The organism is Bradyrhizobium sp. USDA 4451 (assembly GCF_054822585.1).
The window spans coordinates 6,664,724-6,688,993 of sequence record NZ_JBTRCH010000001.1 but is presented as its reverse complement, the minus strand read 5'-3'; the positions used below and the strand labels follow the sequence as shown (position 1 = coordinate 6,688,993).

19 protein-coding genes, 2 pseudogenes and 2 riboswitches are annotated in these 24,270 nt (G+C 65.0%); of the genes and pseudogenes, 7 read left to right on the top strand and 14 right to left on the bottom strand.

All coding sequences use genetic code 11. From position 1 onward, the window contains the following. Positions 1-56: 56 nt before the first annotated feature. From ACVMB0_RS31275 to ACVMB0_RS31260, 4 genes are all read right to left on the bottom strand, one after another. Complete coding sequence (locus ACVMB0_RS31275) at positions 57-1,037, bottom strand: TIR domain-containing protein (RefSeq protein WP_461348678.1); 981 nt, start codon at positions 1,035-1,037, stop codon at positions 57-59. 90 nt (positions 1,038-1,127) lie between these two features. Next, the gene (locus ACVMB0_RS31270) at positions 1,128-1,970 is read right to left on the bottom strand and encodes a transglutaminase family protein (protein WP_456754001.1); all 843 of its coding nucleotides are present in this window, start codon (positions 1,968-1,970) and stop codon (positions 1,128-1,130) included. Between the two features lie 214 nt (positions 1,971-2,184). Next, entirely contained in the window at positions 2,185-3,132 is a 948-nt protein-coding gene (locus ACVMB0_RS31265; protein WP_456754002.1) for an alpha-E domain-containing protein, read from the bottom strand. An 8-nt stretch (positions 3,133-3,140) separates the two neighbouring features. Beyond that, positions 3,141-4,559, bottom strand: coding sequence for a circularly permuted type 2 ATP-grasp protein (locus ACVMB0_RS31260; protein ID WP_456754003.1), 1,419 nt, complete (start codon positions 4,557-4,559; stop codon positions 3,141-3,143). 225 nt (positions 4,560-4,784) lie between these two features. Between ACVMB0_RS31260 and ACVMB0_RS31255 the strand changes: the two genes are divergently transcribed. The 3 genes and pseudogenes from ACVMB0_RS31255 to ACVMB0_RS31245 all read left to right on the top strand — a co-directional run bounded on the left by ACVMB0_RS31255 (position 4,785) and on the right by ACVMB0_RS31245 (position 6,806). Beyond that, positions 4,785-5,537 carry a competence/damage-inducible protein A gene (locus ACVMB0_RS31255; RefSeq protein ID WP_456754004.1) on the top strand — a complete coding sequence of 251 codons (753 nt, stop codon included), beginning with the start codon at positions 4,785-4,787 and terminating at the stop codon, positions 5,535-5,537. A gap of 6 nt (positions 5,538-5,543) precedes the next feature. After that, positions 5,544-6,072 (top strand): annotated as a pseudogene (gene gpt / locus ACVMB0_RS31250) (xanthine phosphoribosyltransferase). A gap of 110 nt (positions 6,073-6,182) precedes the next feature. Continuing rightward, positions 6,183-6,806 (top strand): hypothetical protein, encoded by a 624-nt coding sequence (locus ACVMB0_RS31245; protein WP_461348677.1) that lies wholly within the window; start codon positions 6,183-6,185, stop codon positions 6,804-6,806. A 16-nt stretch (positions 6,807-6,822) separates the two neighbouring features. Here the strand turns inward: ACVMB0_RS31245 and ACVMB0_RS31240 are convergent, their stop codons facing one another. Continuing rightward, the gene (locus ACVMB0_RS31240; RefSeq protein ID WP_461348676.1) at positions 6,823-7,845 is read right to left on the bottom strand and encodes a methionine synthase; all 1,023 of its coding nucleotides are present in this window, start codon (positions 7,843-7,845) and stop codon (positions 6,823-6,825) included. A gap of 99 nt (positions 7,846-7,944) precedes the next feature. Between ACVMB0_RS31240 and ACVMB0_RS31235 the strand changes: the two genes are divergently transcribed. From ACVMB0_RS31235 to ACVMB0_RS31220, 4 genes and pseudogenes are all read left to right on the top strand, one after another. After that, on the top strand, positions 7,945-8,649 hold the full coding sequence (locus tag ACVMB0_RS31235; RefSeq protein ID WP_461348675.1) for a glutathione binding-like protein: 705 nt from the start codon (positions 7,945-7,947) through the stop codon (positions 8,647-8,649). Positions 8,650-8,791: 142 nt separating this feature from the next. Continuing rightward, complete coding sequence (locus tag ACVMB0_RS31230; protein ID WP_461349744.1) at positions 8,792-9,403, top strand: DsbA family protein; 612 nt, start codon at positions 8,792-8,794, stop codon at positions 9,401-9,403. After that, a pseudogene (locus tag ACVMB0_RS31225) lies at positions 9,403-10,378 on the top strand (NADPH:quinone oxidoreductase family protein). The gene ACVMB0_RS31230 and the pseudogene ACVMB0_RS31225 overlap by 1 nt, the downstream one beginning before the upstream one ends. A gap of 112 nt (positions 10,379-10,490) precedes the next feature. Beyond that, positions 10,491-12,536 carry a methyl-accepting chemotaxis protein gene (locus ACVMB0_RS31220; RefSeq protein WP_461348674.1) on the top strand — a complete coding sequence of 682 codons (2,046 nt, stop codon included), beginning with the start codon at positions 10,491-10,493 and terminating at the stop codon, positions 12,534-12,536. Here the strand turns inward: ACVMB0_RS31220 and ACVMB0_RS31215 are convergent, their stop codons facing one another. From ACVMB0_RS31215 to ACVMB0_RS31175, 9 genes are all read right to left on the bottom strand, one after another. Next, on the bottom strand, positions 12,537-13,214 hold the full coding sequence (locus ACVMB0_RS31215) for an alpha/beta hydrolase (RefSeq protein ID WP_461348673.1): 678 nt from the start codon (positions 13,212-13,214) through the stop codon (positions 12,537-12,539). It lies immediately after the preceding gene. Beyond that, on the bottom strand, positions 13,211-14,101 hold the full coding sequence (locus ACVMB0_RS31210; RefSeq protein ID WP_461348672.1) for a crotonase/enoyl-CoA hydratase family protein: 891 nt from the start codon (positions 14,099-14,101) through the stop codon (positions 13,211-13,213). Before ACVMB0_RS31210 ends, ACVMB0_RS31215 begins: the two co-directional genes overlap by 4 nt. Before the next feature lie 136 nt (positions 14,102-14,237). Then, positions 14,238-15,656 carry an amidase gene (locus ACVMB0_RS31205; RefSeq protein ID WP_461348671.1) on the bottom strand — a complete coding sequence of 473 codons (1,419 nt, stop codon included), beginning with the start codon at positions 15,654-15,656 and terminating at the stop codon, positions 14,238-14,240. Then, a complete protein-coding gene (locus ACVMB0_RS31200) occupies positions 15,649-16,821 on the bottom strand; it encodes a M20 aminoacylase family protein (RefSeq protein WP_461348670.1) in 1,173 nt (390 codons plus the stop codon). The genes ACVMB0_RS31205 and ACVMB0_RS31200 overlap by 8 nt, the downstream gene beginning before the upstream one ends. Before the next feature lie 5 nt (positions 16,822-16,826). Next, on the bottom strand, positions 16,827-18,347 hold the full coding sequence (locus tag ACVMB0_RS31195; protein ID WP_461348669.1) for a M81 family metallopeptidase: 1,521 nt from the start codon (positions 18,345-18,347) through the stop codon (positions 16,827-16,829). Positions 18,348-18,710: 363 nt separating this feature from the next. Beyond that, a complete protein-coding gene (locus ACVMB0_RS31190) occupies positions 18,711-20,360 on the bottom strand; it encodes an ABC transporter ATP-binding protein (RefSeq protein WP_461348668.1) in 1,650 nt (549 codons plus the stop codon). 177 nt (positions 20,361-20,537) lie between these two features. Beyond that, positions 20,538-21,425, bottom strand: coding sequence for an ABC transporter permease (locus ACVMB0_RS31185; RefSeq protein ID WP_461348667.1), 888 nt, complete (start codon positions 21,423-21,425; stop codon positions 20,538-20,540). 3 nt (positions 21,426-21,428) lie between these two features. Beyond that, positions 21,429-22,370 carry an ABC transporter permease gene (locus ACVMB0_RS31180; RefSeq protein ID WP_461348666.1) on the bottom strand — a complete coding sequence of 314 codons (942 nt, stop codon included), beginning with the start codon at positions 22,368-22,370 and terminating at the stop codon, positions 21,429-21,431. 159 nt (positions 22,371-22,529) lie between these two features. Next, positions 22,530-23,891 carry a D-amino acid dehydrogenase gene (locus ACVMB0_RS31175; protein ID WP_461348665.1) on the bottom strand — a complete coding sequence of 454 codons (1,362 nt, stop codon included), beginning with the start codon at positions 23,889-23,891 and terminating at the stop codon, positions 22,530-22,532. Between the two features lie 69 nt (positions 23,892-23,960). Further along, positions 23,961-24,076: riboswitch (glycine riboswitch) on the bottom strand. Positions 24,077-24,079: 3 nt separating this feature from the next. Beyond that, positions 24,080-24,186: riboswitch (glycine riboswitch) on the bottom strand. Positions 24,187-24,270: the final 84 nt, after the last annotated feature.

Here is a 24,270-nt window from a genome sequence, read left to right as displayed (position 1 = left end):
CGGGTGCACCGCAGGGCCAGCCCGCGATTGCAAGGTGCAGGCGGAACAAGGAGGGATCACGCGAGCGCGCGCTTCTTGGCTCGCTTCAGCGGCACATGGCTGGAGAGCGCCATCCCTTGCAGGTCGCGCAAGATTCGTTCGCTGTTTGGCTCTATGAGCGCCCTAAGCTGCTCGAAGCAGTCCTTGTATTTACGTGACGAGATTTCATCGTCCTGGTCTGGCCATGGATTCTGGATGTTTCCGGGCTTGCCGAAATACTCTCCGATCGTGTGCGTCTTGGATTCTGGAAAATACTGTTTGTAGTCTGCGCTGGCGCACAGGATGAGATCGGCTTCGTCCGCCAGGGCGGGGTAGCGTTTTCTCACGCGATGGTTCTCGAGAATGTCTTCCCCGAACGCCTTGCTTACGATCGAACGCGCACTCTTTGATGCGCCTTGTCTTTCGCCAAAGATCGCGGCCAGGGACATGACGCTGAGGTCGAACGGCAGCGTACGCCCCTTGAAGGCGTTGAGCAGGATGGCCTTGCTCATGGCGCACCGGCACGTGCCGCCGTGGCTGACGAAGACAACGAGCTTCTCGGAAGGGCGTTTCGCGAGCCCCTGGTCGCGCAGCCATTCGACAACGGCCTTCGTGGTGGTCTTCTTTACGTTCTTCGGATCGAACGTTCGATACAGGTGGCCAAGCAGATCGGTAGGCAGGCTTGCAAGAGTGCGATCTTTCAGCAGCAGGACACCGGCCTTGCGTGCGAGCATGTAACCTGTCTCGATGAGCACATTCTTGTTGATGCCGGACTTGGTCCGGTCATCGACAATTGCGATGGCGTGGGAACAGGAATCCATGTCTTTCTGCAGGCTTTCCCACAGGGTCGCCGCGCTCTGTCGATCGTCGGCGCGGACCGTTGCGATGCCATAGCGATCGAGAACGTCACGAATGGTGTCCGCCAGAATCTTGTAGGTCGGCGTGAGAGCAAACGGCATGATCAGGAAGACGCGATGTCCGGTGCCGACCATGTGTGAGAAGTTGGCGTCTCGCAACATGCCACGTCTCCTTGTGCCGACGATCGAATTGGCGTCGGCTTTCCAGGAAATCCACCTCTGTCTTTAACCGAGGGATGGTCGCCGGGCAACTTAGGATTGCGATTGGCTCTGCCACTGTCCGGGACGTCCGGCCTGGTCGACTTTGACCGCGACCGTCAGCGTCTCGTTGCCGCCGCCGTAGCGGGTGCCGCGGACCGGGGCGGCGCCGAGATAGTCGAGGCCGATCGCGACGCGGGCATGGGCGTCGGTGGTGCAGATGCCGTTGGCGGCATCGAAGCCGACCCAGCCCAAGTCTGGCACGAAGGCCTCCGCCCAGGCGTGGCCGGCCTGCTGGTTCACCATGCCGTCGGAGCGCAGGAAGTGACCGGAGACGAAGCGCGCCGGAACGCCGCCGGCACGCGCGCAGGCGATCAGGATGTGGGCGTAGTCCTGGCAGACACCGCGCTTCAGCGCGAACGCCTCGGAGGCCGAGGTGGCGCTGTTGGTCGGGTCCTCGTCGAAGGTCATATGCTCGTAGATCTGCACCATCAGCGCATGCAGGAAGCCGAGCACGTCGCTGTCGGCCTCCGTGCGCAGCTCGCGCACGAACGCCGTCATCGCCGGGTTGAGGTCGGTCAGCGGCGTGGGGCGCAGGAACAGGCTCGGCGGAAACCGCTCGTCGCTACCCTTCAGCACGCCGCCGGTGTCCTGGGTCTCGACCAGGCCTTCGCAATGGATCGTGAGGTCGGTGATCGAACCGTGCGTCAGCACATGGGTGACGTTGCCGAAGGCGTCCTCATGGGTGTCGAGCCGGGAATCGGTGGAGACGTCGATCTGCCAGTCGGCGACATACTGGCCGTCATGGCTACCCGGCGTCATCCGCAGAATCTGGATCACGCCCGAGGCCGCCGGCTCGTAGCGATAGGTGGTGGTATGGGCAATCCGCAGGCGCATGTCGCGTTTCCAGTAGGTCAGATCGGAGCTGGCAGCAACGGTATTTTACCTCTCCCATCGGGAGAGGTCGAATTGCGAAGCAATTCGGGTGAGGGGCTAAGCTCCCTCGATAGACCGAACTCCCTCACCTGGATCGCAAAACGCGATCCGACCTCTCTCTTCGAGAGAGGTGAAGACAGTGCCCGCGGACGGTGCCGATTTCACGACTTTTACTCTAGATCAGATACTGCTTGGTGATGATCTCACCCAGCCTGGAGTTATCCGCGATGAATTCCTGGATGAACTCGTGCACGCCGTGCTGGAAGATGTCGTCCATGTGGCTGTGCTCGAGCCGGTTCCTGATGCCGCGGGCGTGACGCTGGGAAGCGCCCTGGCGGCCATAGGCGACGCCGATCTGGTCCAGATTGCGCACCAGGTTGCTGTAGCAGCTCGCAAGCGAGCGCGGCAGTGTGTCGTTGAGGATCAACAGGTCGGCGATCAGCCAGGGTTTCAGGGTTTCCCGGTAGACCCAGTGATAGGCCGTGGTGGCCGACACCGAGCGCAGGATCGAGGTCCACTGGTAGTAATCCAGCGGGCCACCGACATGCTCCTCCTCCGGCAACAGCACATGATACTTCACGTCGAGAATGCGGGCAGTGTTGTCGGCGCGCTCGAGATGCACGCCGAGCCGCGAGAACCAGTAGGCGTCGTTGCGCAGCATGGTGCGGTAGGCCGAGCCGTCGAAGCGCAGCGAGGTCTCCTGCACGAAGCGCAAGAATTTCGCCAGCTCCTCGCGGCTGCCGGTGCCGCCCTTGCTCCAGACGGCCTGCAACTCGATCCACGCCGAGTTGATGGTGTCCCACATTTCCGAGGTCAGCGCGGTGCGGACCGAGCGCGAATTCAGCCGTGCCGCCTCGATGCAGTTCTTGATCGAGGAGGGGTTCTCCGAGGAGAAGGAGAGATATTCGACGACGTTCTGCTGGTTGGCTTCCTGGTAGTGATCGTAGAACGCTGCGCCGACTCCGGCGGTGAGCAGCGCGGAATCCCACTCATTGGTTTTGCCGACATAGGCCGCCGGCAGCGCGGTGACGCGCAGCGTGGCGTCGATCGTGCGCGCGAGATATTCGGCGCGTTCGACGTAACGGGCCAGCCAGAACAGGTTTTCAGCGGTGCGCGACAGCATGCTTTCAACTACTCACTCAGTATCCAGGTGTCCTTGGTGCCGCCGCCCTGGCTCGAATTGACCACCAGCGAGCCTTCCTTCAGCGCCACCCGCGTCAGCCCGCCGGGCACGATGGTGGTGTGGCTGGAGCCGGTCAGCACGAACGGACGGAGATCGACATGGCGCGGCGCGAGACCCTTGTCGGTGCAGGTCGGGCAGGTCGACAGCGCCAGCGTCGGCTGGGCGATGAAGCCCTCCGGCTCGCGCTTCAGCTTGTCGCGGAACGCCTCGATGGTTGCCTTGGTGGCGGCCGGCCCGATCAGCATGCCGTAGCCGCCCGAGCCGTGCACCTCCTTGACCACGAGGTCGGCGAGGTTGTCGAGCACGTAGGACAGATCCTGGGCTTCGCGGCAGCGCCAGGTCTGCACGTTCTTCAGGATCGGCTCCTCGCTGAGGTAGAACTTCACGATGTCGGGCATGTAGGAATAGATCGCCTTGTCGTCGGCGATGCCGGTGCCGACCGCATTGGCGAGCGTGATGTTGCCGGCGGCGTAGGCCGACATCAGCCCGGGCACGCCGAGTGCGGAATCCGGACGGAAGGTGAGGGGATCGAGGAAATCGTCGTCGACGCGGCGGTAGATCACGTCGACCCGCTTCAGCCCCTCCGTGGTGCGCATGAACACCTCGTCGTTCTTGACGATAAGGTCGCGCCCCTCGACCAGCTCGATGCCGAGCTTGTCGGCCAGGAACGAGTGCTCGTAATAGGCGGAGTTGTAGACGCCGGGCGTCATCAGCGCCACCGTCGGTTCGGCGGAGGCGCTGTGCGGCGCCACCGAGCGCAGCGCCGATAACAATTCGTCCGGATAGCGCTCGACCGGTGCCACGCGGTGCCGCGCGAACAGGTCGGGAAACAGCCGCATCATGATCTCGCGGTTTTCCAGCATGTAGGACACGCCGGACGGCGTTCGCGCATTGTCCTCCAGCACGATGAAATTGTCCGGATCGGTGCGGATGATGTCGATGCCGGCGATGTGGACATAGATGTCGTGCGGCACGTCCTGGCCGTTCATCTCCGGACGGAATACCGGATTCTGGAAGATCAGGTCTTCGGGGATGACGTTGGCGCGCAGGATGTCGCGGCCGTGATAGACGTCCTTGAGGAACATGTTGAGCGCGAGCACGCGCTGCTTCAGGCCCTTCTCCAGCAACGTCCACTCGGTTGCGGACATGATGCGCGGAATGACGTCGAACGGGATCAGCCGCTCCTGGGCTTCGGAATCGCCATAGACCGCGAAGGTGATGCCGATCCGGCGGAACAACAGCTCCGCTTCCTGGCGTCGATATTCGAGCGCATCCGGCGGCGTCTCTTTGAGCCAGCGGGAGAGCTCCTGGTAGGCCGGGCGAAGGTCCTCGCCGAGGCCGTTCATCTCATCGAACGCGACTGCCATATATCCCGACTGCCCTCCCAAGCCATGTGACACAGTGCATGACTTGATGGGATGGTAGCAAGGGGCGGGCCAGCGCGATATGCATTGGCCTGTGGCATTTGCTAAGGGTGAGGCGGAAGGCCTGCCCGAAAAACCGGCTGAGGTCTGCTTAATTCGGCGGCAAAACCCCGTGACATCAAGGCATTGGATCGGCAATGTCAGGGGATCAAGTTAGGGAATGAGACCATGAGCGAGATCGTCACGGCGGGGATATTGGTGATCGGAGACGAGATCCTGTCCGGCCGGACCAAGGACAAGAATATCGGCTTCATCGCCGAATACCTGACCAATATCGGCATCGACCTCAAGGAGGTCCGCGTCGTCGCCGACGAGGAGGCCGACATCGTCGCCGCCCTTGACGCGCTGCGGCATAGGTACACCTACGTATTCACGACGGGCGGCATCGGGCCGACCCATGACGACATCACCGCCGACAGCGTGGCGAAGGCGTTCGGCGTCGATATCCACCATCACCCCGAGGTGGTGGCGCGGTTCAGGGAGCGCTGGAGCGAGCAGGACCTCAACGAGGCGCGGCTGCGGATGGCCCGGGTGCCCGACGGTGCCGAGCTGATCCAGAGCGCGACCATCCTGGCGCCGGGCTTCAAGCTCGGCAATGTCATCGTGATGGCCGGCATCCCGACTATCATGCAGGCGATGATGGACATCGTGGCGCCGACCCTGAAATCCGGGGTGCGGATGCTGTCGGACTCGGTCCGCGCCGACGCGCGCGAGGGCGATATCGGCGGCCCGCTGCGGGCGATCGCGGAGGCGAATCCGGACACCATCATCGGCAGCTATCCGTTCCAGGACGAGAACCAGAAGCCGAACACCAATCTCGTGGTCCGCTCGCGCGATCCGGAGAAGCTGGCAGCGGCGATGGCCGCGGTGAAGGAGATGCTGAAGCAGGTGCAAGCCGCGCAGAAGAAGCCGGCGGGTTGAAGCGATATGGTCGAGCGAAATTCTGAACCGAGTGCGCAGGAACGGGCCGGCAGGCCGTTCCCGGTCTCGTGGGATCAATTCCATCGGGACTGCCGGGCGCTGACCTGGCGGCTGAATGAAGTGGGCCCGTTCCATGCGGTGGTCGCGATCACCCGCGGCGGCCTGGTGCCGGCTGCGATCGTGGCGCGCGAACTCGGCCTGCGGGTGATCGATACGGTCTGCGTTGCCAGCTACGATCATGACAAGCAGGGCGACCTGAAAGTGCTCAAGGGCATTTCGGAGCAGACCGCCAAGCTCGGCGGCGGCACCGGCAAGGGGCTGTTGATCGTCGACGACCTCGTCGATACCGGCAAGACCGGGCAAGCTGGTGCGCGAGATGCTGCCCGACGCCCATTTCGCAACCGTCTACGCCAAGCCCAAGGGCCGGCCGCTGGTCGACACCTACATCACCGAGGTGTCGCAGGACACCTGGATCTTCTTCCCCTGGGATACCGCGCTGTCGTTCCAGCCGCCGATCAGGGATGGGGCGGCGTGAGCTTGCCGTCATTCCGGGGCGCGTCGAAGACGCGAACCCGGAATCTCGAGATTCCGGGTCTGGTCCTTCGGACCATCCCGGAATGACGTGATGGACATCGGACTCGCGCCATGCCCCTGCAGAACCGCGTCACTCCGTCAGGCGACATCGTCGCCACGCACCATCGCGGCACCTTCACCGGCAACCGCGGCATCATCCACGATCCGGCGACACGGACGCTGTTGAACAAGCGCTGGTCGTCGCCGGCGTGGCTCACTTGCGTCTGCGAGTTCAGGGGACGGCGGCGTGAGGTGATGCGCCGGCAGAGCTGGACCGAGCTGTTCTTTCTCGATGAAGCGACCGCGTTCGCGGCCGGACACCGGCCCTGCTTCTACTGCCGCCGCGACGACGCCAACCGGTTTCGCGCCGCATGGGAGCACGGCAACTCCACGAGCGATCTCAGCGCCAAGGCGATGGATGCGGTGCTGCACGCCGAGCGGCTCGACCGCGGCAGGAAGCGGCTGCATCCGTTGCCGTTGCCGCTCGCCGAACTTCCCGATGGCACGATGGTGCAGGCCGATGGCGAGAGCTTTCTAGTTACGGCCGGCACCACGTTGCGCTGGTCCTTTGCCGGTTACGAGCGTGCAGAGGTCGCAGGCGCGGCGATGCTGCTGACGCCGCCGTCGACCGTCCGTGCATTTCAGTCCGGCTATCGGCCGGTGCTGCATCCGAGCGCGGCGGCTGCGCTTGGCTGAGCCGCCGTCGCTGTGCTTACGCCAGCCGCTGCCGCGCCAGATTCGCGCCGGCACCCAGCGCGACCAGCTTGGCTTCGGCGATATCCCGCCGCATCGGCGCCATGCCGCAATTAGTGGTGGCGATGATGTTCTGCTTCGGCACGTGCTTGGCGACTGCCTCGATCACCTTGACGACGTCTTCTGCGGTTTCGACCTCGTCGCTGGCGACGTCGATCACGCCGGCCTGCACGATCTTGCCGGGGAGGGCGGCGAGCAGCTCGATCGGCACCTTCGAATTGCGGCATTCGATCGCGACCTGCTGGATCGTGCTCTTGTCGATGACCGGAAAGGTCTCCTCGTACTGCCGCCACTCGCCGCCGAGCGTCTGCTTCCAGTCGGTGTTGGCCTTGATGCCGTAGCCGTAGCAGATGTGCACGGCGGTCGCGCAAGTGAGCCCCTCGGCGGCGCGCTCCAGCGCCTTGATGCCCCAGTCGCGCACCTCGTCCATGTAGACGTTGAACGCAGGCTCGTCGAACTGGATCATGTCGACGCCGTCGGCCTCCAACGCTTTTGCCTCTTGATTCAACAACTCGGCAAAGGCGAACGCCATCTTGACGCGGTCGCCGTAATATTTGTCGGCGATGGTATCGATGATCGTCATCGGGCCGGGCAGGGTGAATTTCAGCCTGTTCCTGGTGTGGGCGCGCGCCGCGCGCGCCTCGCCCTCATGGACGCGGCCCTTGAGCTGCAACGGCGCGACCACCTGCGGGACCATTGCCTTATAGCGGTCCTTGCGGATGCCCATCTCGACCTTGTGGGCAAAATCGATGCCCTCGATCCGCTCCAGAAAGCCGTGCACGAAGTGCTGGCGCGCCTGCTCGCCCTCGGTGACGATGTCGACGCCGGCATCCTCCTGCAGCTTGACCGCAAGCACCGTGGCGTCGCGCTTGGCGCGGGCGAGCTCGGCGCCCTCCGACTTCCACGGTGCCCACAGCATGTTCGGCTCGGCGAGCCATTCCGGCTTCGGCAGCGAGCCTGCGATCGTGGTTGGAAACAGCATGGGTGCCTCCCGACGGGTTCTGATTGAGCGCCTGTGTGCCATGTCCTAGAGTGGAGGTACAGAACAACAAAAGTCTTTGTGATGGGAATAGGGACGCCGATGATCGACCTGCACTACGCGCCGACGCCGAATGGCTGGAAGATCTCGATCATGCTGGAGGAACTGGGGCTGCCCTATCAGGTGATCCCGGTGAACATCCGCGCCGGGGAGCAGTTTCGGCCCGAATTCCTGGCGATCAGTCCGAACAACCGCATCCCCGCGATCGTCGACCATCAGCCGGCCGACGGCGGCGGGCCGTTCTCGGTGTTCGAGACCGGCGCGATCCTGATCTATCTCGCCGACAAGACCGGCCGCTTCCTGTCCAGGGAGCTGCGTGCGCGGTCGAACGTCATCCAATGGGTGATGTGGCAGATGGGCGGTCTCGGGCCGATGCTCGGCCAGCACGGCCATTTCGCGCTCTATGCGGCCGAGAAGATTCCCTATGCGATCGAGCGCTACCGCGACGAGACGGCGCGGCTCTATGGCGTGCTCGACCGTCAGCTCGGCAAGACCGGCGCCTATATCGCCGGCGACGGTTATTCGATCGCCGATATCGCCTGCTTCCCCTGGACCATGACCCACAAGGCGCAGGGTTTTACCCTCGACGACTACCCGAACATCAAGCGGTGGTACGCGGTTGTGCGCGCCAGGCCGCAGGTGCAGGCAGGGCTTGCGATCGGAAAATTCGTCAAGGAGCCGTTCGACGAGGAATCCCGCAAGAACATGTTCGGCCAGCGTGCCAAGGAGCTTGTCGAGAAAAAATAGTTGAGTGTCATTCCGGGGCGCGCCTTTGGCGCGAGCCCGGAATCCATTTGGCTACACATTCCTTGGATAAGTGGATTCCGGGCTCGCGACTTCGTCGCGCCCCGGAATGACGAGATTGAGAATGAAATCAAAAGGAAACGCCATGATCGAATTCTTCTTCGACTGTTCCAGCCCGTGGACCTATCTCGCCTGGCACAACATCCAGCCGCTCGCGAAGGAGTTCGATGCTGATATCACCTGGCGACCGATCCTGGTCGGCGGCATCTTCAACACCGTCAATCCGTCGGTTTACGCCCAGCGCGAAAAGCCGGTGCCGCTGAAGGCGCGCTACATGAAGAAGGATCTCGCCGACTGGGCGCGCTCGGCCGGTCTTGCGATCAAGATGCCGCCGACGGTGTTTCCGGTGAACAGCGTCAAGGCGATGCGCGGCTGCATCCTTCTCGGCAACGCGAAGATGGTGCCGTTCGCGCGCGCGGTGTTCGAGGCCTATTGGGGCGATGACAAGGACATCTCGCAGGATGCGGTGCTGAGCGAGATCTGCACCAGGCTCGGGATCGACCCGGCGCAGTTCTTCGCCGGCATCGGCGACCAGGCGATCAAGGATCAGCTCAAGGCCAATACCGAGGAGGTGATGGCGCGCGGCGGCTTCGGCTCGCCGACGATCTATCTCGACAAGACCGACATGTATTTCGGCAACGACCGCCTGCCGCTGATCCGCGAGGCGCTGGCTCGTCTCAAGGCGCGAGCCGCCTGATGCCGAAAGCCGTTGTTTGCCGTGAACTCGGCTCGCCTGAGCGCCTTCAGATCGAGACCTCTGCATCGGTGCCGTTGCAGCCGGGACAGGTCCGCGTTGCGATCCGTGCCGCCGGGATCAATTTTCCCGACATTCTGATGGCAGCCGGCGAGTACCAGCTCAAGCCGCCGCTGCCCTTCACGCCGGGCTCGGAAGCCGCCGGCGATGTCGTCGAGGTCAATGGGGCATCCGGTGTCTCCGTCGGCGACAGGGTGATCGTCAAGATGCGGTTCGGCGCCTATTGCGACGAGACTGTCGCGGTGCCGTCGCAACTCGTGCCGGTGCCGTCGACCTTCGACTATGCGGAAGGCGCGACCTTTCTTGCCGCGCACGGCACCGCATATCATGCGCTGATCGATCGCGGGCAGATCAAGCCGGGCGAGGTGCTGCTGGTGCATGGCGCCGGCGGCGGCGTCGGACTTGCCGCGGTCGAGATCGGCAAGCTGCTCGGCGCCCACCGTGATCGCGGCGGCCTCCAGCGAGGAGAAGCTTGCGATCGCGAAACAACGTGGCGCGGATCATCTCGTGCTCTATGCGCGCGAGCCGTTCCGTGATGCGGTCAAGCGCCTCACCGACGGCCGCGGCGCCGATGTCGTGTTCGATCCGGTCGGCGGCGAGGTGTTCGAGAACTCGATGCGCTGCATCAACTGGGGCGCGCGGATTCTCGTCGTCGGCTTCACCGGCGGCATCGGTCTCGCCCGCACCAATCTGTTGATGATCAAGAGCGCGAGCGTGCTCGGCGTTCGCGCCGGCGAGGCGGTGCGCAAGGATCCGGCGCTCGGCGAGGTCAGGTTCAAGGCGCTGAGCGAATGGGCCGAGGCCGGCCGGGTGCGGCCAAATATCTCACACCGGCTGCCGCTGGAGGACTACGCGAAAGCGATGCGGCTGTTGATTGAACGCAAGGCGATCGGGCGGGTGGCGCTGATCACTCGGTAGAACTACGTCTTTTGCACGCGTTCTGCGCAGCGCCTGCCAAAAACTTCGGCGGCGCCGCCGCAGGGCTTTTTTACCAATCGGTTGTAGGCATGATCCAACCGGGGGTTGAATCATGTTGAAGAACACCAGGATACTCTATCGCATTGCGTTCTCCGCCTTGCTGCCGCTGATCGCGTTTGCGGCGCTGGCAATCTACGACATCTCGGCGAAATGGTCGGTTCGTTCAGACATCGCCCGGATGCAGCCGATCGCCGAGGGCGTCGGCAGGCTCAGCCGGTTGGTGCACGAGCTGCAGCGCGAGCGCGGCCTGTCGTCGGCCTATCTCGGCAGCAAAGGCGCGCAGATGCGCGGCGAGCTTGGTGAGCAGCGCAAGCGCACCGATGCGGAGCGGACGACCGCCGAGTCAGCGCTCGTGGATCTCAAACAGTCGGGAACCGGGGATCTGGCCGCGGCCGCGCAGGCGGCGCAAGATGCCATCGGTCAGCTCGGCCAACGCCGCACCGACATCGATGGGCTCGCGATCACGCCACCGGCGGCGGTCGGTTACTTGACCGATACGATCGGCCGGCTGATCACGGTGATCACCGGCATTGCGAAGCTCAGCGGCGACGGCGAGATTTCGAAATCTATCGCCGCCTATGCCAATCTGATCGAAGGCAAGGAGCGCGCCGGGCAGGAGCGTGCTGCCGTCGCCGGCGGCATCGCTGCCGGCCACTTCGAGCCGCAGCTCTACGTCCGCGCGGTTGGACTTGCGGCGGCCCAGGAGAGTTTCTTCAGTGCGTTCCGCGCCGTCGCGTCGCGGGAGGCGCGAGAGCTGTTCACCCGAACGCTGTCGGGCGGCGCCATCGATACATTCAATGCCATGCGCAAGACGGTGGAGCAAGGCGGGCTCGCGGGCGACTTAAAGTCGCTCGACAGCAAATCCTGGTTCGACGCCGCCACCGTCCGGATCGATATGCTCAAGACGGTCGAGGACGGCCTTGCCGTCGAATTGTCGCGCCTGATGGCCGACAAGAAGACAGAGGCGACCATGAGCCTCGGCGTTGTCGCCGGAATGATGCTGCTGGCGCTGCTTGCCGGATCGCTCGCCGTGCTGGCGATGGCACGCAGCATCACTGTGCCGATCAACACGCTGGCCGGCAACATGACCGGGCTGGCGGAAGGACATCTCGATCTCGAGGTCGACGCCACCGATCGCGGCGACGAGATCGGCGTGATGGCGCGCGCGGTACGGTTCTTCAAGGAAAGCATGATCCGCTCCGCCGAGCTCGCCGCGAAGGATAGTGAGGCCGCCAACCAGCGCGCGGCCCGCGTTGCGCGCGTCGACGACCTCACCAACCGGTTCCACGATGACATCGGTACGGTCATCGACGCGGTGATATCGGCGTCGGCCCAGCTCGAGGCGACGGCTGCGCTGATGAGCCGCAGCGCCGGCGAGACCAGCGAGCAGGCCGCCAATGTTGCCGGCGCGACGCAGGCAGCGTCCAGCAACATGCAGACGGTCGCTGCTGCAACCGAGCAGTTGTCGGGCTCGGTCGGCGAGATCGGGCGGCAGGTGACGCAGTCGGCGCAGATCGCGCAGCGTGCCGCAGCCGACGGGCGGCGCACCAATGAGACGGTGCAGGGGCTGTCCGCCGCGGCGGAGAAAATCGGCGACGTCGTCAAGCTGATCAGCGAGATCGCGAGCCAGACCAATCTGCTGGCGCTCAATGCCACCATCGAGGCGGCCCGCGCCGGTGACGCCGGCCGCGGCTTTGCCGTTGTCGCCGCTGAAGTCAAGACGCTAGCAGAACAGACCGCGAAGGCGACCGACGATATCCGGGCGCAGATCGGCGCGATCCAGGCGACGTCAGGCGACGTCGTGACCGCGATCCGGAGCATGACGGTCACGATCGACGAGATCAACGAGATCGCCTCGTCGATCGCCAGCGCCGTCGAAGAGCAGGGCGCGGCGACCCAGGAGATCGCGCGCAATGTTCAGCATGCGGCCAAGGGCACCGGCGACATCTCGGCCAATATCGGCGCAGTCACAGGCGCGGCGGAAGAATCGGGAGCGGCTGCGGGCCAGGTGCTTGAGGCTTCCCAGGACCTGTCGCGCCAGTCGGCGCGGATGCGGGGCCACGTCGAGAGCTTCATCGGCAGCATCAGGGCCGCCTGATCAGCGCATCCTTGCGAACGTCCCGTCTCGCAAGAAGGCAATCGTCTGCGCGATCGCCTCGTGGTTGCGCACCAGCCAGGGGTGCGAGGTGCGGATCACGATGTGATCGGCCATGCCGTCGAGCCTGGTGTTGGTGACCGACACCCTTCCGTCATGCGGCCGCGGCAGGCCGATCGACGTGATCGGATAGACCGAGCGGTTGCCGGCGATGATGCCGGCCTCATAATCGATCGGCGGCAGCAGTGCGCTGGTCGCGGCATCGCGGCGGGTGACGAGCTGCTGGCCGGCCGGGCCGAAGAAGGCGCGATAGGGGGCGAGGTTCTTCAGGCGGTCTGCGATCTCGCTGCCGCCGTTCGGTGTGCCCAGCATCACGACGCGGCCGAGCCGCGTGGGGCGATGCCGTGCCAGATAGACGCGGGCCAGAAGGCCACCCATCGAATGGCAGACGACATGCACGGCGCCATCGAGGTTCCGCGCGAAGCGATCGAGCGGCGGGTGGATGTCCTCGGCCAGCGCATCGAGCGGCTTGCGCCGGCTGTCATAGTCGAGATTGAGGGTGGCGAAGCCGGCGTCGTTGAGTGCCAGCTCCATCCTGCGAAACGAACGCGCCGTCCTGCTGATGCCGTGCAGCAGGACGACGCCGTCAGATGGTGACGCCGCGTGACGCCGTTCGCTCACTTATAGTCGCGCTCCTGCCACCATGGGAAATAGTCCGGCATGTCGGACGAGACCTTGTTCTTGAACTGCGCCGGGCGCTTTTCCAGGAACGACACCACGCCTTCCTTGACGTCCTCGGAGCGGCCGCGGGCATAGATGCCGCGGCTGTCGACCTTGTGCGCTTCCATCGGATCGTCGGCGCCCATCATGCGCCACATCATCTGGCGGATCAGCGCCACCGAAACCGGCGCGGTCTTGGCCGCGAACTCCTTGGCGAGCGCGCGCGCGGTCGGCAGCAGCTCGTCCGGCGGCACCACCTTGCTGACCAGCCGGCCGGCGAGCGCTTCCTGCGCCGGGAACACGCGGCCCGAATAGCACCACTCCAACGCCTGCGAGATGCCGACGATGCGCGGCAGGAACCAGCTCGAAGCGGCCTCCGGCACGATGCCGCGCTGGGAGAACACGAAGCCGAAGCGCGCGGCTTCGGAGGCAATGCGGATATCCATCGCGAGCTGCATGGTGACACCGATGCCGACCGCCGGGCCGTTCACCGCGGCGATGACAGGCTTCAGGCATTTGAAGATGCGCAGCGTCACCTGGCCGCCGCCGTCACGGACCTGCGGATCGCTGTAGTCGACGCTGCCGTCGGCGTTGCGCTTGACCGGACCGCGTCGCGCATCGCGGTCGAACGTGTTGGCGCCGGAGGAGAGATCCGCGCCGGCGCAGAAGCCGCGGCCTTCGCCGGTCACGATGATCGCTCTGACGTCGTCATCCCTGTCGGCCTTGTCGAACGCGTCGATCAGCTCCTGCTGCATCGTGGCGTTGAAGGCGTTGAGCTTGTCGGGCCGGTTCAGCGTGATGGTCAGGATCTGCTCGGCGATCTCGTACTTGATCGTCTCATACGCCATGGGGATGATTTCCTCTCGGTTTTCTTGAATGAACGGCGCTGGCGCGCGTCTCCATTCAGTTAACCCGGCAATCATCCCTTGTGAAGAAGTCGGATGCGCGAGGCTGGCTCCGCGCATCCGCACTTGCGTTGAGGCGCTACTTCTTCGGTGGCGCGGGCCACGGCTTCTGCGGGCCGCGCAGGCCTTCGAACGCCTTGCCCATGCCGAGCACGCCGATGTCGTCGAAGCGGCGGCCGATGATCTGGACGCCGATCGGAAAGCTCTTCTTGTCGTAGCCGGCGTTGATCGACAGCGCCGGATTTTCCGACATATTCCACGGCACGGTAAAGCAGATGTGCTCGAACGGCTTCGCGGGGTCGTTGAGTGGCGCTGCGAACTCCGCCGGGAAGTTCACCACCGGCGACACCGGTGAGATCACGTAGTCGACCTCACAGAACAGTTTTGCGGCGGCCGCGCGGATCGCCATCGTCTGGTTGAAGCCGCGCACCACATCGACGCCGGAGAGTTTGGCGCCGGCGTCGGCCCAGTTGAGGATGTAGGGCAGGGTCTTGCCGCGCTCGGCCTCGGACAATTTCGACAGCTCGTCCCAGGTCCGCGCCCGCCAGAAATTATCGAGGCCTTCGAGCATCTCGGGCGTCAGGACGCCGTCGATCTCGGTGATCACGGCGCCGGCGGATTCGAACGCCTTCGCTGCCTTGACCACGACTTCGCGGACTTCCTTCTCGACCTTCTGACCGGATCCGGCATCGAGCATCAGCCCGATACGCAGCTTGCGCGGCGACTTCTCCAGCGCCTTCCAGTTCACTTCCAGCGCCGGCAGGCTCATGCCGTCGCGGCGATCGGGGCGCGACAGCACGCTCATCATCAGCGCGGCGTCGTCGACGGTGCGGGTCATCGGCCCGGCGACGCGGCCGACATAGGGCGGGTCGATCGGCACGCGGCCGAGGCTCGGCTTCAGCGCGACGAGGCCGCACCAGCAGGCCGGCAGCCGCACCGAGCCGCCGATGTCGGTGCCGAGATGCAGCGGCCCGTAGCCGGCAGCGCCGGCCGCGCCCGCGCCGGCGCTCGAACCGCCGGGGTTCTTGCTGACATCCCAGGGATTGCGCGTGAGGGGATGGAACGACGACAGCCCGGACGACAGCATGCCGTAATCCGGCATCGTGGTCTTGGAGAAGATCACGCTGCCGGCTTCGCGCAACCGCGCGGCGGGTGGCGCATCCTTTTCCGCAGGCGTGAGCTTGACGCTCGCAGCACCCAGCGGCACCGGCTGGCCCTTGGTCGCGACGTTGTCCTTGATGGTGACGGGCACGCCGTCGAGCGTGCCGGCCGGCTCGGCCTGCTGCCAGCGCTCGGTCGACGCCTTGGCGACTTTGCGCGCTCCATCCGGGTCGTACAGGTAGAGCGCCTTGATGTGCGGCTCCCAGGTCGCGACCTGGGAGATGATTTCCTCCAGCACCTCGGAGGGCGAGAACTGCTTGGCACGATAGCCGGCGAGCAGGTCGACGGCGGAGAGATCGTGCAGCGATGTGATGGCGTCCGCTTTCGGCTTATGCATGCGCACCTACCGGCATGCGTTTCTCGATGATGCGCGCGAACATGCTGGCGCCGATCGGCAGGATCTTGTCGTCGAGAACGTAACCGGGATTGTGCACGGGCACTGAACCATCGTGGCCGACCCAGAAATACGCACCGGGAACAGCCTGCATCATGTCTGCGAAATCCTCGCTGCCCATCTTGGGCGTCGAGCGGGTGATCACCTTGGCCGGATCAACCACAGTTCGCGCGACGTCCTCGACCACGCGGGACTGCTCTTCCTGATTGACCAGCACGCTGAAGCCGTCGCGGATCTCGACCGAGATCTCGGCGCCATACGCGGCGGCAAAGCCGGCAGCGATCTCGCGCATGCGCTTGCGGATCAGCGCGCGGATCTCCTCGGAGAAGCAGCGCACCGTGCCGCACATCCAGGCGTCGCCGGGAATGACGTTGTAGGCCGAACCGGAATGGATCTGGGTGATCGACAGCACCGCAGCCTGCAGCGGATCGACGTTGCGGCTGACGATCGACTGCAACGCCTGTCCGAGCGTCATGGCGATCACCACCGCGTCCTTGGAGCGCTCCGGCATCGCGCCATGGGCGCCATAGCCCTGGATCCTAATGTCGAAGAAGTCGGCTGCGGCCATCGCCGGGCCCGGCAGGATCGCGATCTCGCCATGGTTGAGGTCGGGCGCGTTGTGCAGGCCGTAGACCTCGTCGCAGGGGAACTGCTTGAACAGGCCGTCCTTGATCATGGCGCGCGCGCCGCCGAGGCCTTCCTCGGCCGGCTGGAAGATGAAGTGCACGGTGCCGTCGAAATTGCGGGTCTCGGCGAGATAACGCGCCGAGCCGAGCAGCATCGTGGTGTGGCCGTCATGGCCGCAGCCATGGAAGCGGCCGGGAATGGTCGAGCGCCACTTGAGATTGGTGTTCTCCTCCATCGGCAGCGCGTCCATGTCGGCGCGCAGGCCGATCTTCTTGGTGCTGTTGCCCTTGCCCTTGAGCACGCCGACCACGCCGGTGCCGCCGAGGCCGCGATGCACCTCGATGCCCCAGCTCGTCAGCTTGTCGGCGACGATGCCCGACGTCCGCACCTCCTCGAAGCCGATCTCGGGATGCGCATGCAGATCCCGTCTGATGGCGGTGAGTTCGTCGGCAAAACTGTCGATGCGCTCAATGGTCGGCATGATCTCTATCCGTTTGTGCGTGATGGGGAGGCGGGTGTGAAAGTCGGGCCGTTAGGCTTGATACGAATGCCGGGCCGCAAATGTTTCCACGGCAGCGTGACGGGATCGGCGGGCATCGGCCCGGGCGCGGCGCAGATCAGCAGCTTTTCGGCGATCGGCTCGAAATCGGCGCGGAAATGCACCGAGCTCTTGTTGACCAGGATCTTCTGCGCGGTCGGCTCGATGCCGACATAGCGGTACATCGCCTGGTCCGCAAGCTGCGCCTTGTAGGAGCCGACCACCACGCGCACGTCACCGATCCGCAGGCAGGCCGAAGGTCCCATATCCATGTCGCGGCCGCCGTAGAATGGCCCCGGCGCGACGAACCGGCCGTCGGAAAGCTTCTCGACGAGGAAGGTCTCGCGGTAAGGCGCATCGCCGGGAATACCGGACTTGCCGCCGAGATCGAGCGTGACCGTCGCACCGACGCCGGCCGCGTGCGCCGCGCGCGCCGATTGCGGGTCACAGATCACGCCGGTGGCGGCACTTGCTCCGTTGCGCACCAGCGCACGCAGCATGCCCGTGGTGTCGGAATTGCCGCCGGCGCCGGGATTGTCCTGGGTATCGGCGATCACGATCGGCTTCGACGCCGATGCCGCGAGCTTCATCGCCAGCCGCACGCCCTCGTCGGGCGTATGGATCGGGCCGTCGAAATCGTTCTCGTGGCTTTCGACCAGTGCGGCGATGCTGTCGGCGGCGGCGTCGGCATCGGCCTGGGTCCGGCCATAGGCGAATACGCTCGGGCCGCAGTCCCTGATATCGGCGGCCGGGAAGCCGAACGCAAACGACAGCGTCGGAACCGCGTCGCTCTCGAGCGCCGCAAGCTTCTGGTAGATGCTCTTGGCCGGCTGGTCGTTGGTGCATTGCCAGCTGATCGCGATCAGGAACGGCAGCTGCCGGAACGCCTTGGCGAGACGTTGCCCGGATTTGAGCAACAGGGCCAAATGCCTGGCGCAGGCGCGGCCGGTGTCGGCCATGTCGACATGCGGATAGGTGCGGTAGGCGATCAGTGCATCGGCACGTTCGATCATCTCGGGCGAGACGTTCGCATGCAGATCGAGGCTCGCAACCAGCGGAACGTCCTTGCCGATCGCCTTGCGCACGCGGGCGAGGATTTCGCCTTCGCCGTCGTCATAGTGCTCGGTCACCATGGCGCCGTGCAGGTCGAGATAGACGCCATCGATCGGCCCGGCAGCGACGATGCCGTCGACCATGTCCTTGACGATCCGCTCGAAGGCATCCTTCGTCACATGTGCCGACGGGGTCGCGCCGGTCGCAATCGTCGGCACCAGCTCCCAGCCATTGGCTTCCGCCGCCTCGACAAAGCCGGCGAGGCCGGCATTGATGTTGCGCATCACCTTGAGCACCTCGGCGCCGCGCGTCATCGACGGCCAGCCGCCGCCATGCACGAAGTCGTCATAGGTTGCCTTCGTCGGTGCGAAGGTGTTGGTCTCGTGCAGGAAGCCGCCAACGGCAATGCGGGTCATCAAGTTGGTCTCGATACGTTTCTTCGATCAAGGTGCGACTGGAATGGTTCGCACCACGATCCGGTCTCGTTGGTTGGAGCGCGATCTTTCGGGAAAACCAGTGCCCACCTTCCAGGTCATGCTCTCGCGCGCGACGTTAAGCGTGTCGTCGCGCCAAGCGCAAGCCGCGGAGCACTGCCGGATTTGCATGCCCTCAGCGCAGTCCGTCATTGCGAGCGGAGCGCCGTGGTAGCCCGGATGAAGCGAAGCGCAATCGGGGGACCTGCGCGCCGGATCGATCGCCCCGGATTTCGCGGAGCCTGTCATCGGGCGCGCGTTCGCGCGACCCGTTGGCTCCATCCGGGCTACGGGACAATTACAGACCTAGGCCGTTGCCACAATGGCTTCCGAAACGGGACGGAAGTTCGCAAAATCCCAGCCGCGGCCCGGCGCCGCATCGAGCAGCGCGCGGGTATAGGCCTGCTGCGGATTGGTCAGCACCTCCGCGGCCGGTCCCTGTTCCACGACGCGGCCACGCTGCATCACGGCGACGTCGTCGCAGATCTGGGCGGCGACGCGCAAATCATGCGTGATGAACAGCAGCGCGATGCCCAGCCGCCGCTGGATTTCGTCGAGCAGCTCCAGAACCTGCGCCTGCACGGAGACGTCGAGTGCGGACACCGCTTCGTCCGCCACCAGCACGTCGGGATCGAGCGCCAGCGCACGTGCGATCGCGATGCGCTGGCGCTGGCCGCCGGAGAACTGGTGCGGGTAGCGCGAGATCGCGTCGGGCGGCAAATGGACCAGCTCGAGCAGCTCGCGGGCCCGTGCCAGCGCATCCTTGCGCGGCATGCCGTAATTGATCGGGCCCTCCGCGATGCTCTCGCCGACGGTGACGCGCGGATTGAGCGAGCGGTAGGGGTCCTGGAAGATGATCTGGATCTTCTGGCGATGCGGCTGCAACAGCCGCCGCGACAGCTCGGAGATCTCGCGGCCGGCAAGCCGCACGCCGCCCGAGGTCGGGTCGATCAGGCGGACGATGCAGCGCGCCACCGTGGATTTTCCGGAGCCGCTTTCGCCGACGATGCCGAGCGTGCGGCCCTTGCGCAGCGTCAGCGTGACGTTGCTGGCGGCGGCGACCTCGCGGGCCTTGCCGTACAGCGAGCGCTCCCGGTAGACCTTGCTGAGCTCGTTGGCTTCCAGCACCACCGGCTCTTTCGTGTCGGGGCGTGGCGCACGCGGCACGAGGCTCGGCACCGAGGACAGGAGGTTGCGGGTGTACTCCATCTTCGGCGTGCGCAGCACCTCCTGCAGCGGGCCGGTCTCGACCAGCCTTCCGTGGCGCATCACCGCGACGCGGTCGGCGATCTCCGCCACCACGCCCATGTCGTGGGTGATGAACAGAACAGCGGTGCCGTGATCGCGTTGCAGGTCGCGGATCAGCGTGAGGATCTGCTTCTGGGTAGTAACGTCGAGTGCCGTGGTCGGCTCGTCGGCGATCAGGAGCTTCGGTTCCAGAACCAGCGCCATCGCGATCATGATGCGCTGGCGCTGACCGCCGGAGAGGCGGTGAGGGTAGGAGGAGAAGATGCGCTGCACGTCCGGCAGCCGCACATGCTCCATCATTGCCAAAATCTTCTGGCGCCGCGCGCGGGCGTCGAGATCGGTATGAGCGCGCAGCACCTCGTCGATCTGGCGTCCGACCGGCACGACAGGATTGAGCGCGGTCATCGGCTCCTGGAAGATCATCGCCATCCGCGTGGCGCGCAACTGGCGCAGCCGCCGGTCGGTGGCGGTCAGCAGCTCCTCGCCGACCAGTTTGACGCTGCCGCCCGACGGCACCAGCGTGCCCTTCTGCAACAGGCCCATCGTGGTCAGGGAGGTCACCGACTTGCCCGAGCCGCTTTCGCCGACCAGGCACAGCGTCTCGCCCTCGTGCACCCTTAGCGAGAGGTCGTCGATGATGCGGTGCGCATCCGCCTTGCGGCCGAGGCCGACGACGAGGTTGTTGATGTCGAGGACGACGTTGGTCATGTCAGGCTCTCTTGGCGCGGCTGCGAGGAGCGAAGCAGCGGGAACTATCCAATGTCATTCCGGGATGGTGCGCCAGCACCAGACCCGGAATCTCGAGATTCCCCGATGCGCACTGCGCATCTGAGGTTCGACGCTTCGCATCGCCCCGGAATGACGGCTTCAGAAGCGCTGAAGCCGTCACTTGCCCTCACGCTGCTTCATGCGGGGATCGAGCGCGTCGCGGGCGGCATCGCCGATCAGGTTGATGCTGAGAATGGCGATCGAGAGCAGCAGCCCCGGCCAGAAGATCAGCGACGGCTTGACCTGGAAGAAGGCGCGGCCCTCGGCCATGATGTTGCCCCAGGTCGGGGTTTCCGGCGAGATGCCGGCGCCGAGGAACGACAGGATCGCCTCGGTCAGGATCGCGGATGCGCAGACATAGGTGCCTTGCACGATCAGCGGCGCGATCGTGTTCGGCATCAGATGCCGCCACATGATCTTGGGCAGGCTGGAGCCGAGCGAGATCGCGGCCTCGACATAGGGCTCCTCGCGTGCGGTCAGCACCACCGAGCGCACCAGCCGCGCCACCCGCGGGATCTCGGGGATGGTGATCGCGACCATCACGGTCCAGATGCTGGCGCCGGACAGCGACACCACGGCGATCGCAAGCAGGATGGCGGGGATCGCCATCAGGCCGTCCATCACGCGCATCATCACCGCATCGACCCAGCGGAAGAAGCCGGCGACCAGGCCGATCAGGAGCCCGACGACGATCGAGCAGACCGCGGCGCCGAGCCCGATCACCAGCGAGATCCGTGCGCCGTAGATGATGCGCGACAGCAGGTCGCGTCCATAGGCATCGGTGCCGAGCAGATATTGCGCGCTCGACGGCTTCAGCCGCTGCGCCGGCGTCAGCAGCAGCGGATCATGCGGCGCAAGGAGCGGCGCGAAGATCGCCATCAGGATGATGAGGGCAAGGCAGATCGTCGCAACCGCGATGATCGGCGTCGAGGTCAGGAAGCCGAACTTGACGCGGAACGGCCGGGTGACGGGAATCGAGGCTTCGGGAAGGGTTTCGATCGCCATTGCTCAGTACCGGATACGAGGATCGAGCAGGGTGTAGGCGACGTCGATCAAGAGATTGACTGCGACATAGATGCCCGACGTCAACAGGATCATCGCCTGGATCACCGGATAGTCGCGCGCCAGCACCGCGTCGACGGTGAGACGGCCGATGCCGGGCAGGTTGAACACGCTCTCGGTGACGACGACGCCGGAGATCAAGAGCGCGAAGCCGGAGCCGATCACGGTGATGACCGGGACCGCGGCGTTGCGCAGCGCATGGCGCAGCAGCACGCCGGTCTCGCCGATACCCTTGGCGCGCGCGGTGCGCACGTAATCTTCGCCGAGCACATCGAGCATCGAGGCCCGCGTCATGCGCGCGATCAGCGCGACATAGATGAAGGAGAGGGTGCAGGTCGGCAGGATGATGCGCTCGAAGAACGGACCGAAGCCGGCCGAGATGCTCTTGAAGCCTTGCACCGGGACCCAGCGCAGATCGATCGCGAACACCTGGATCAGCACATAGCCGATCACGAACACCGGCACCGAGAAACCGAGCACCGACAGCCCCATCACGCAGCGGTCGATCCAGGTGCCGTGCTTCCACGCCGCGATCACGCCGAGCGGCACCGCCACCAGGATCGAGAGGACGATGGTGGCGAGCGCGACAGAGATCGACGGCTCGAGCCGCGGAGCAATCATCTCCAGGATCGGCTTGTTCGAGATCAGCGAGACGCCGAGATCGCCATGCAGGAGCTTCGCGACCCAGGTGTAGAACTGGATGTAGATCGGCTCATTGAGGCCGAGCGAAGTGCGGATGCGTTCGAGCTGTTCCGGTGTCGCATTGTCGCCGGCGAGGATGGCGGCGGGGTCACCCGGCGTCAACCGCAGCAACAGGAACACGAACAGGGCCACCACGCCCATCACGGGAATGGCGGCGAGGATGCGGCGAAGCAGATATCCGAGCAAATTGGATCCGTTGGGTTGTGGTCGATGAAGTCCCCAGCGGGACTGTTGCACACCGGACCGTAGCACAGATGGTAGCCAACACGGGGTAGAAGTTGAGCAAGTCCCGTGCCATCGGCGCTGCGGTTTTTGCGATGCAGCTAATCAGTCCTGTCGGTGCGATTAGTCCTCCGATGACGTTCGAAGCAGTCCACTGGACGGTGGATTGATTTCAGCCTTGCGCGCGCTGGAAGCCACGCCGTCAAGCCCGGCACCGAACGCCGGCGCCATCGGCGGGGTATCGAGGTCGCGCCAATCGTCGATCGCGCCTGCGACCATCTGCGCCGTCGCGGCCGACAGGGTCCAGCCGAGATGACCGTGGCCGGTGTTGTAGAACACGCCCGGAATCCGTCCCGCGCGCACCACCGGCATCATGTTCGGCATCATCGGGCGCAGGGCCGCCCACGGTACGACTTTCGACGTATCGACCCCGGGGAAATGATGGCGCACCCAATCCACCAGCGGCTGGATGCGGTCGGCCCTGATATCGCGGTTGAAGCCGTTGAACTCGGCGGTGCCGGCGACGCGGAAGCGGTCGACGCCGAGCCGGCTGGTGACGATCTTGGCGGCTTCGTCGAGCAGACTGACGGTCGGCGCGGCGTCCCGGCTTTGCGGCGCATCGAGCTGCACCGTGATCGAATAGCCCTTGACCGGATAGACGTTGACGCGGTCGTTGAGCAGGCCCGCGAAGCGGCGGCTCGCCACGCCGGCGCAGATGACGATGCCGTCCGCCTGCAACGCGTGTCGCGTCGGGTGCTCGCCATCGTGCGACGCGGTTTCGTTCCAGCCGATGCGGAAGCCGTTGTCGCCGCGCGCGATCGTGTCGACGTCGGCTTCATGGATGAAGCTCGCGCCGCGGCGAGCGCAGGCGTCAGCAAGGCCGCGCGTGAATTTGTGGATATCGCCTGTGGCGTCCGACGGCGTGAAGAAGCCGCCATAGCAGGCCGTCTGCAGCGCGGGCTCGATGCTGCGTATCTCGTCCGCCGTCACCGGCCGGCGGTCGAGCCCGCCTTGCTGCAGCAAGGTGTTGACCTTGAGGCCCGCCTCGAAGCCGGCCTTGTCGTGATAGACGTGCAGGATGCCGCGGCGTTCGAGATCGAAGGCGATGTTCTCGCGCTCGGCGATCGAGAACAGATGCTTGCGCGCTTCGATGGCGAGTCGCGTGGTCTCGATGGTGTTGCTGCGATAGCGCGCGATGCCACCGACGAACTCGCCGATCCAGGAATATTTGTGCCAGCTCGGCTTCGGGTTCATCAGCAGCGGCGCGTCGCTTCTCAGCATCCAGCGCAGCCCCTTGAGAATGGTCGCCGCGCTGTTCCAGACTTCGGCGTTGCTGGCGGATAGCTGTCCGCCGTTGGCGAACGAGGTTTCCATCGCGGCGTAGCGGTGCCTGTCGAGCACAGTCACCTTGTAGCCGCGTTCGAGCAGGGCATAGGCCGTCGTCACGCCGGTGATGCCGGCGCCAATGATCGCAATGTGAGGCATGATGGTCTTCAGGCTCCCGTGTTGTTAGAGTCGCCGAACCACCGGTGAAACCGGGTGTTTCGACGCCCCATCTGTCACGGTACCTGAGAGCTTGATCCGCACCGGGCCGGGGCCCGGACGCGAACTATCCCCTTCGGTGGACGTCACGGCCCTTGATCTGCGGCCATGTCCGTCTCTCTCCAGATCGTCCTGACGATACAGTCCTTTTGCCTGAGAGTTTCCGGGGCGGTTGCTCCATCGGCGCCGAAGCTGACAACACGAATGTTGTCGCCTCGATCTCTCCCGCATCGTCGCGTTGGACGGCCGGACCGTAGGCGAAGCCTTAAAATTGGACAAGGCTAAATTTCGATCCGGCAGTGCCAACGTGTTGTGCAGTGCA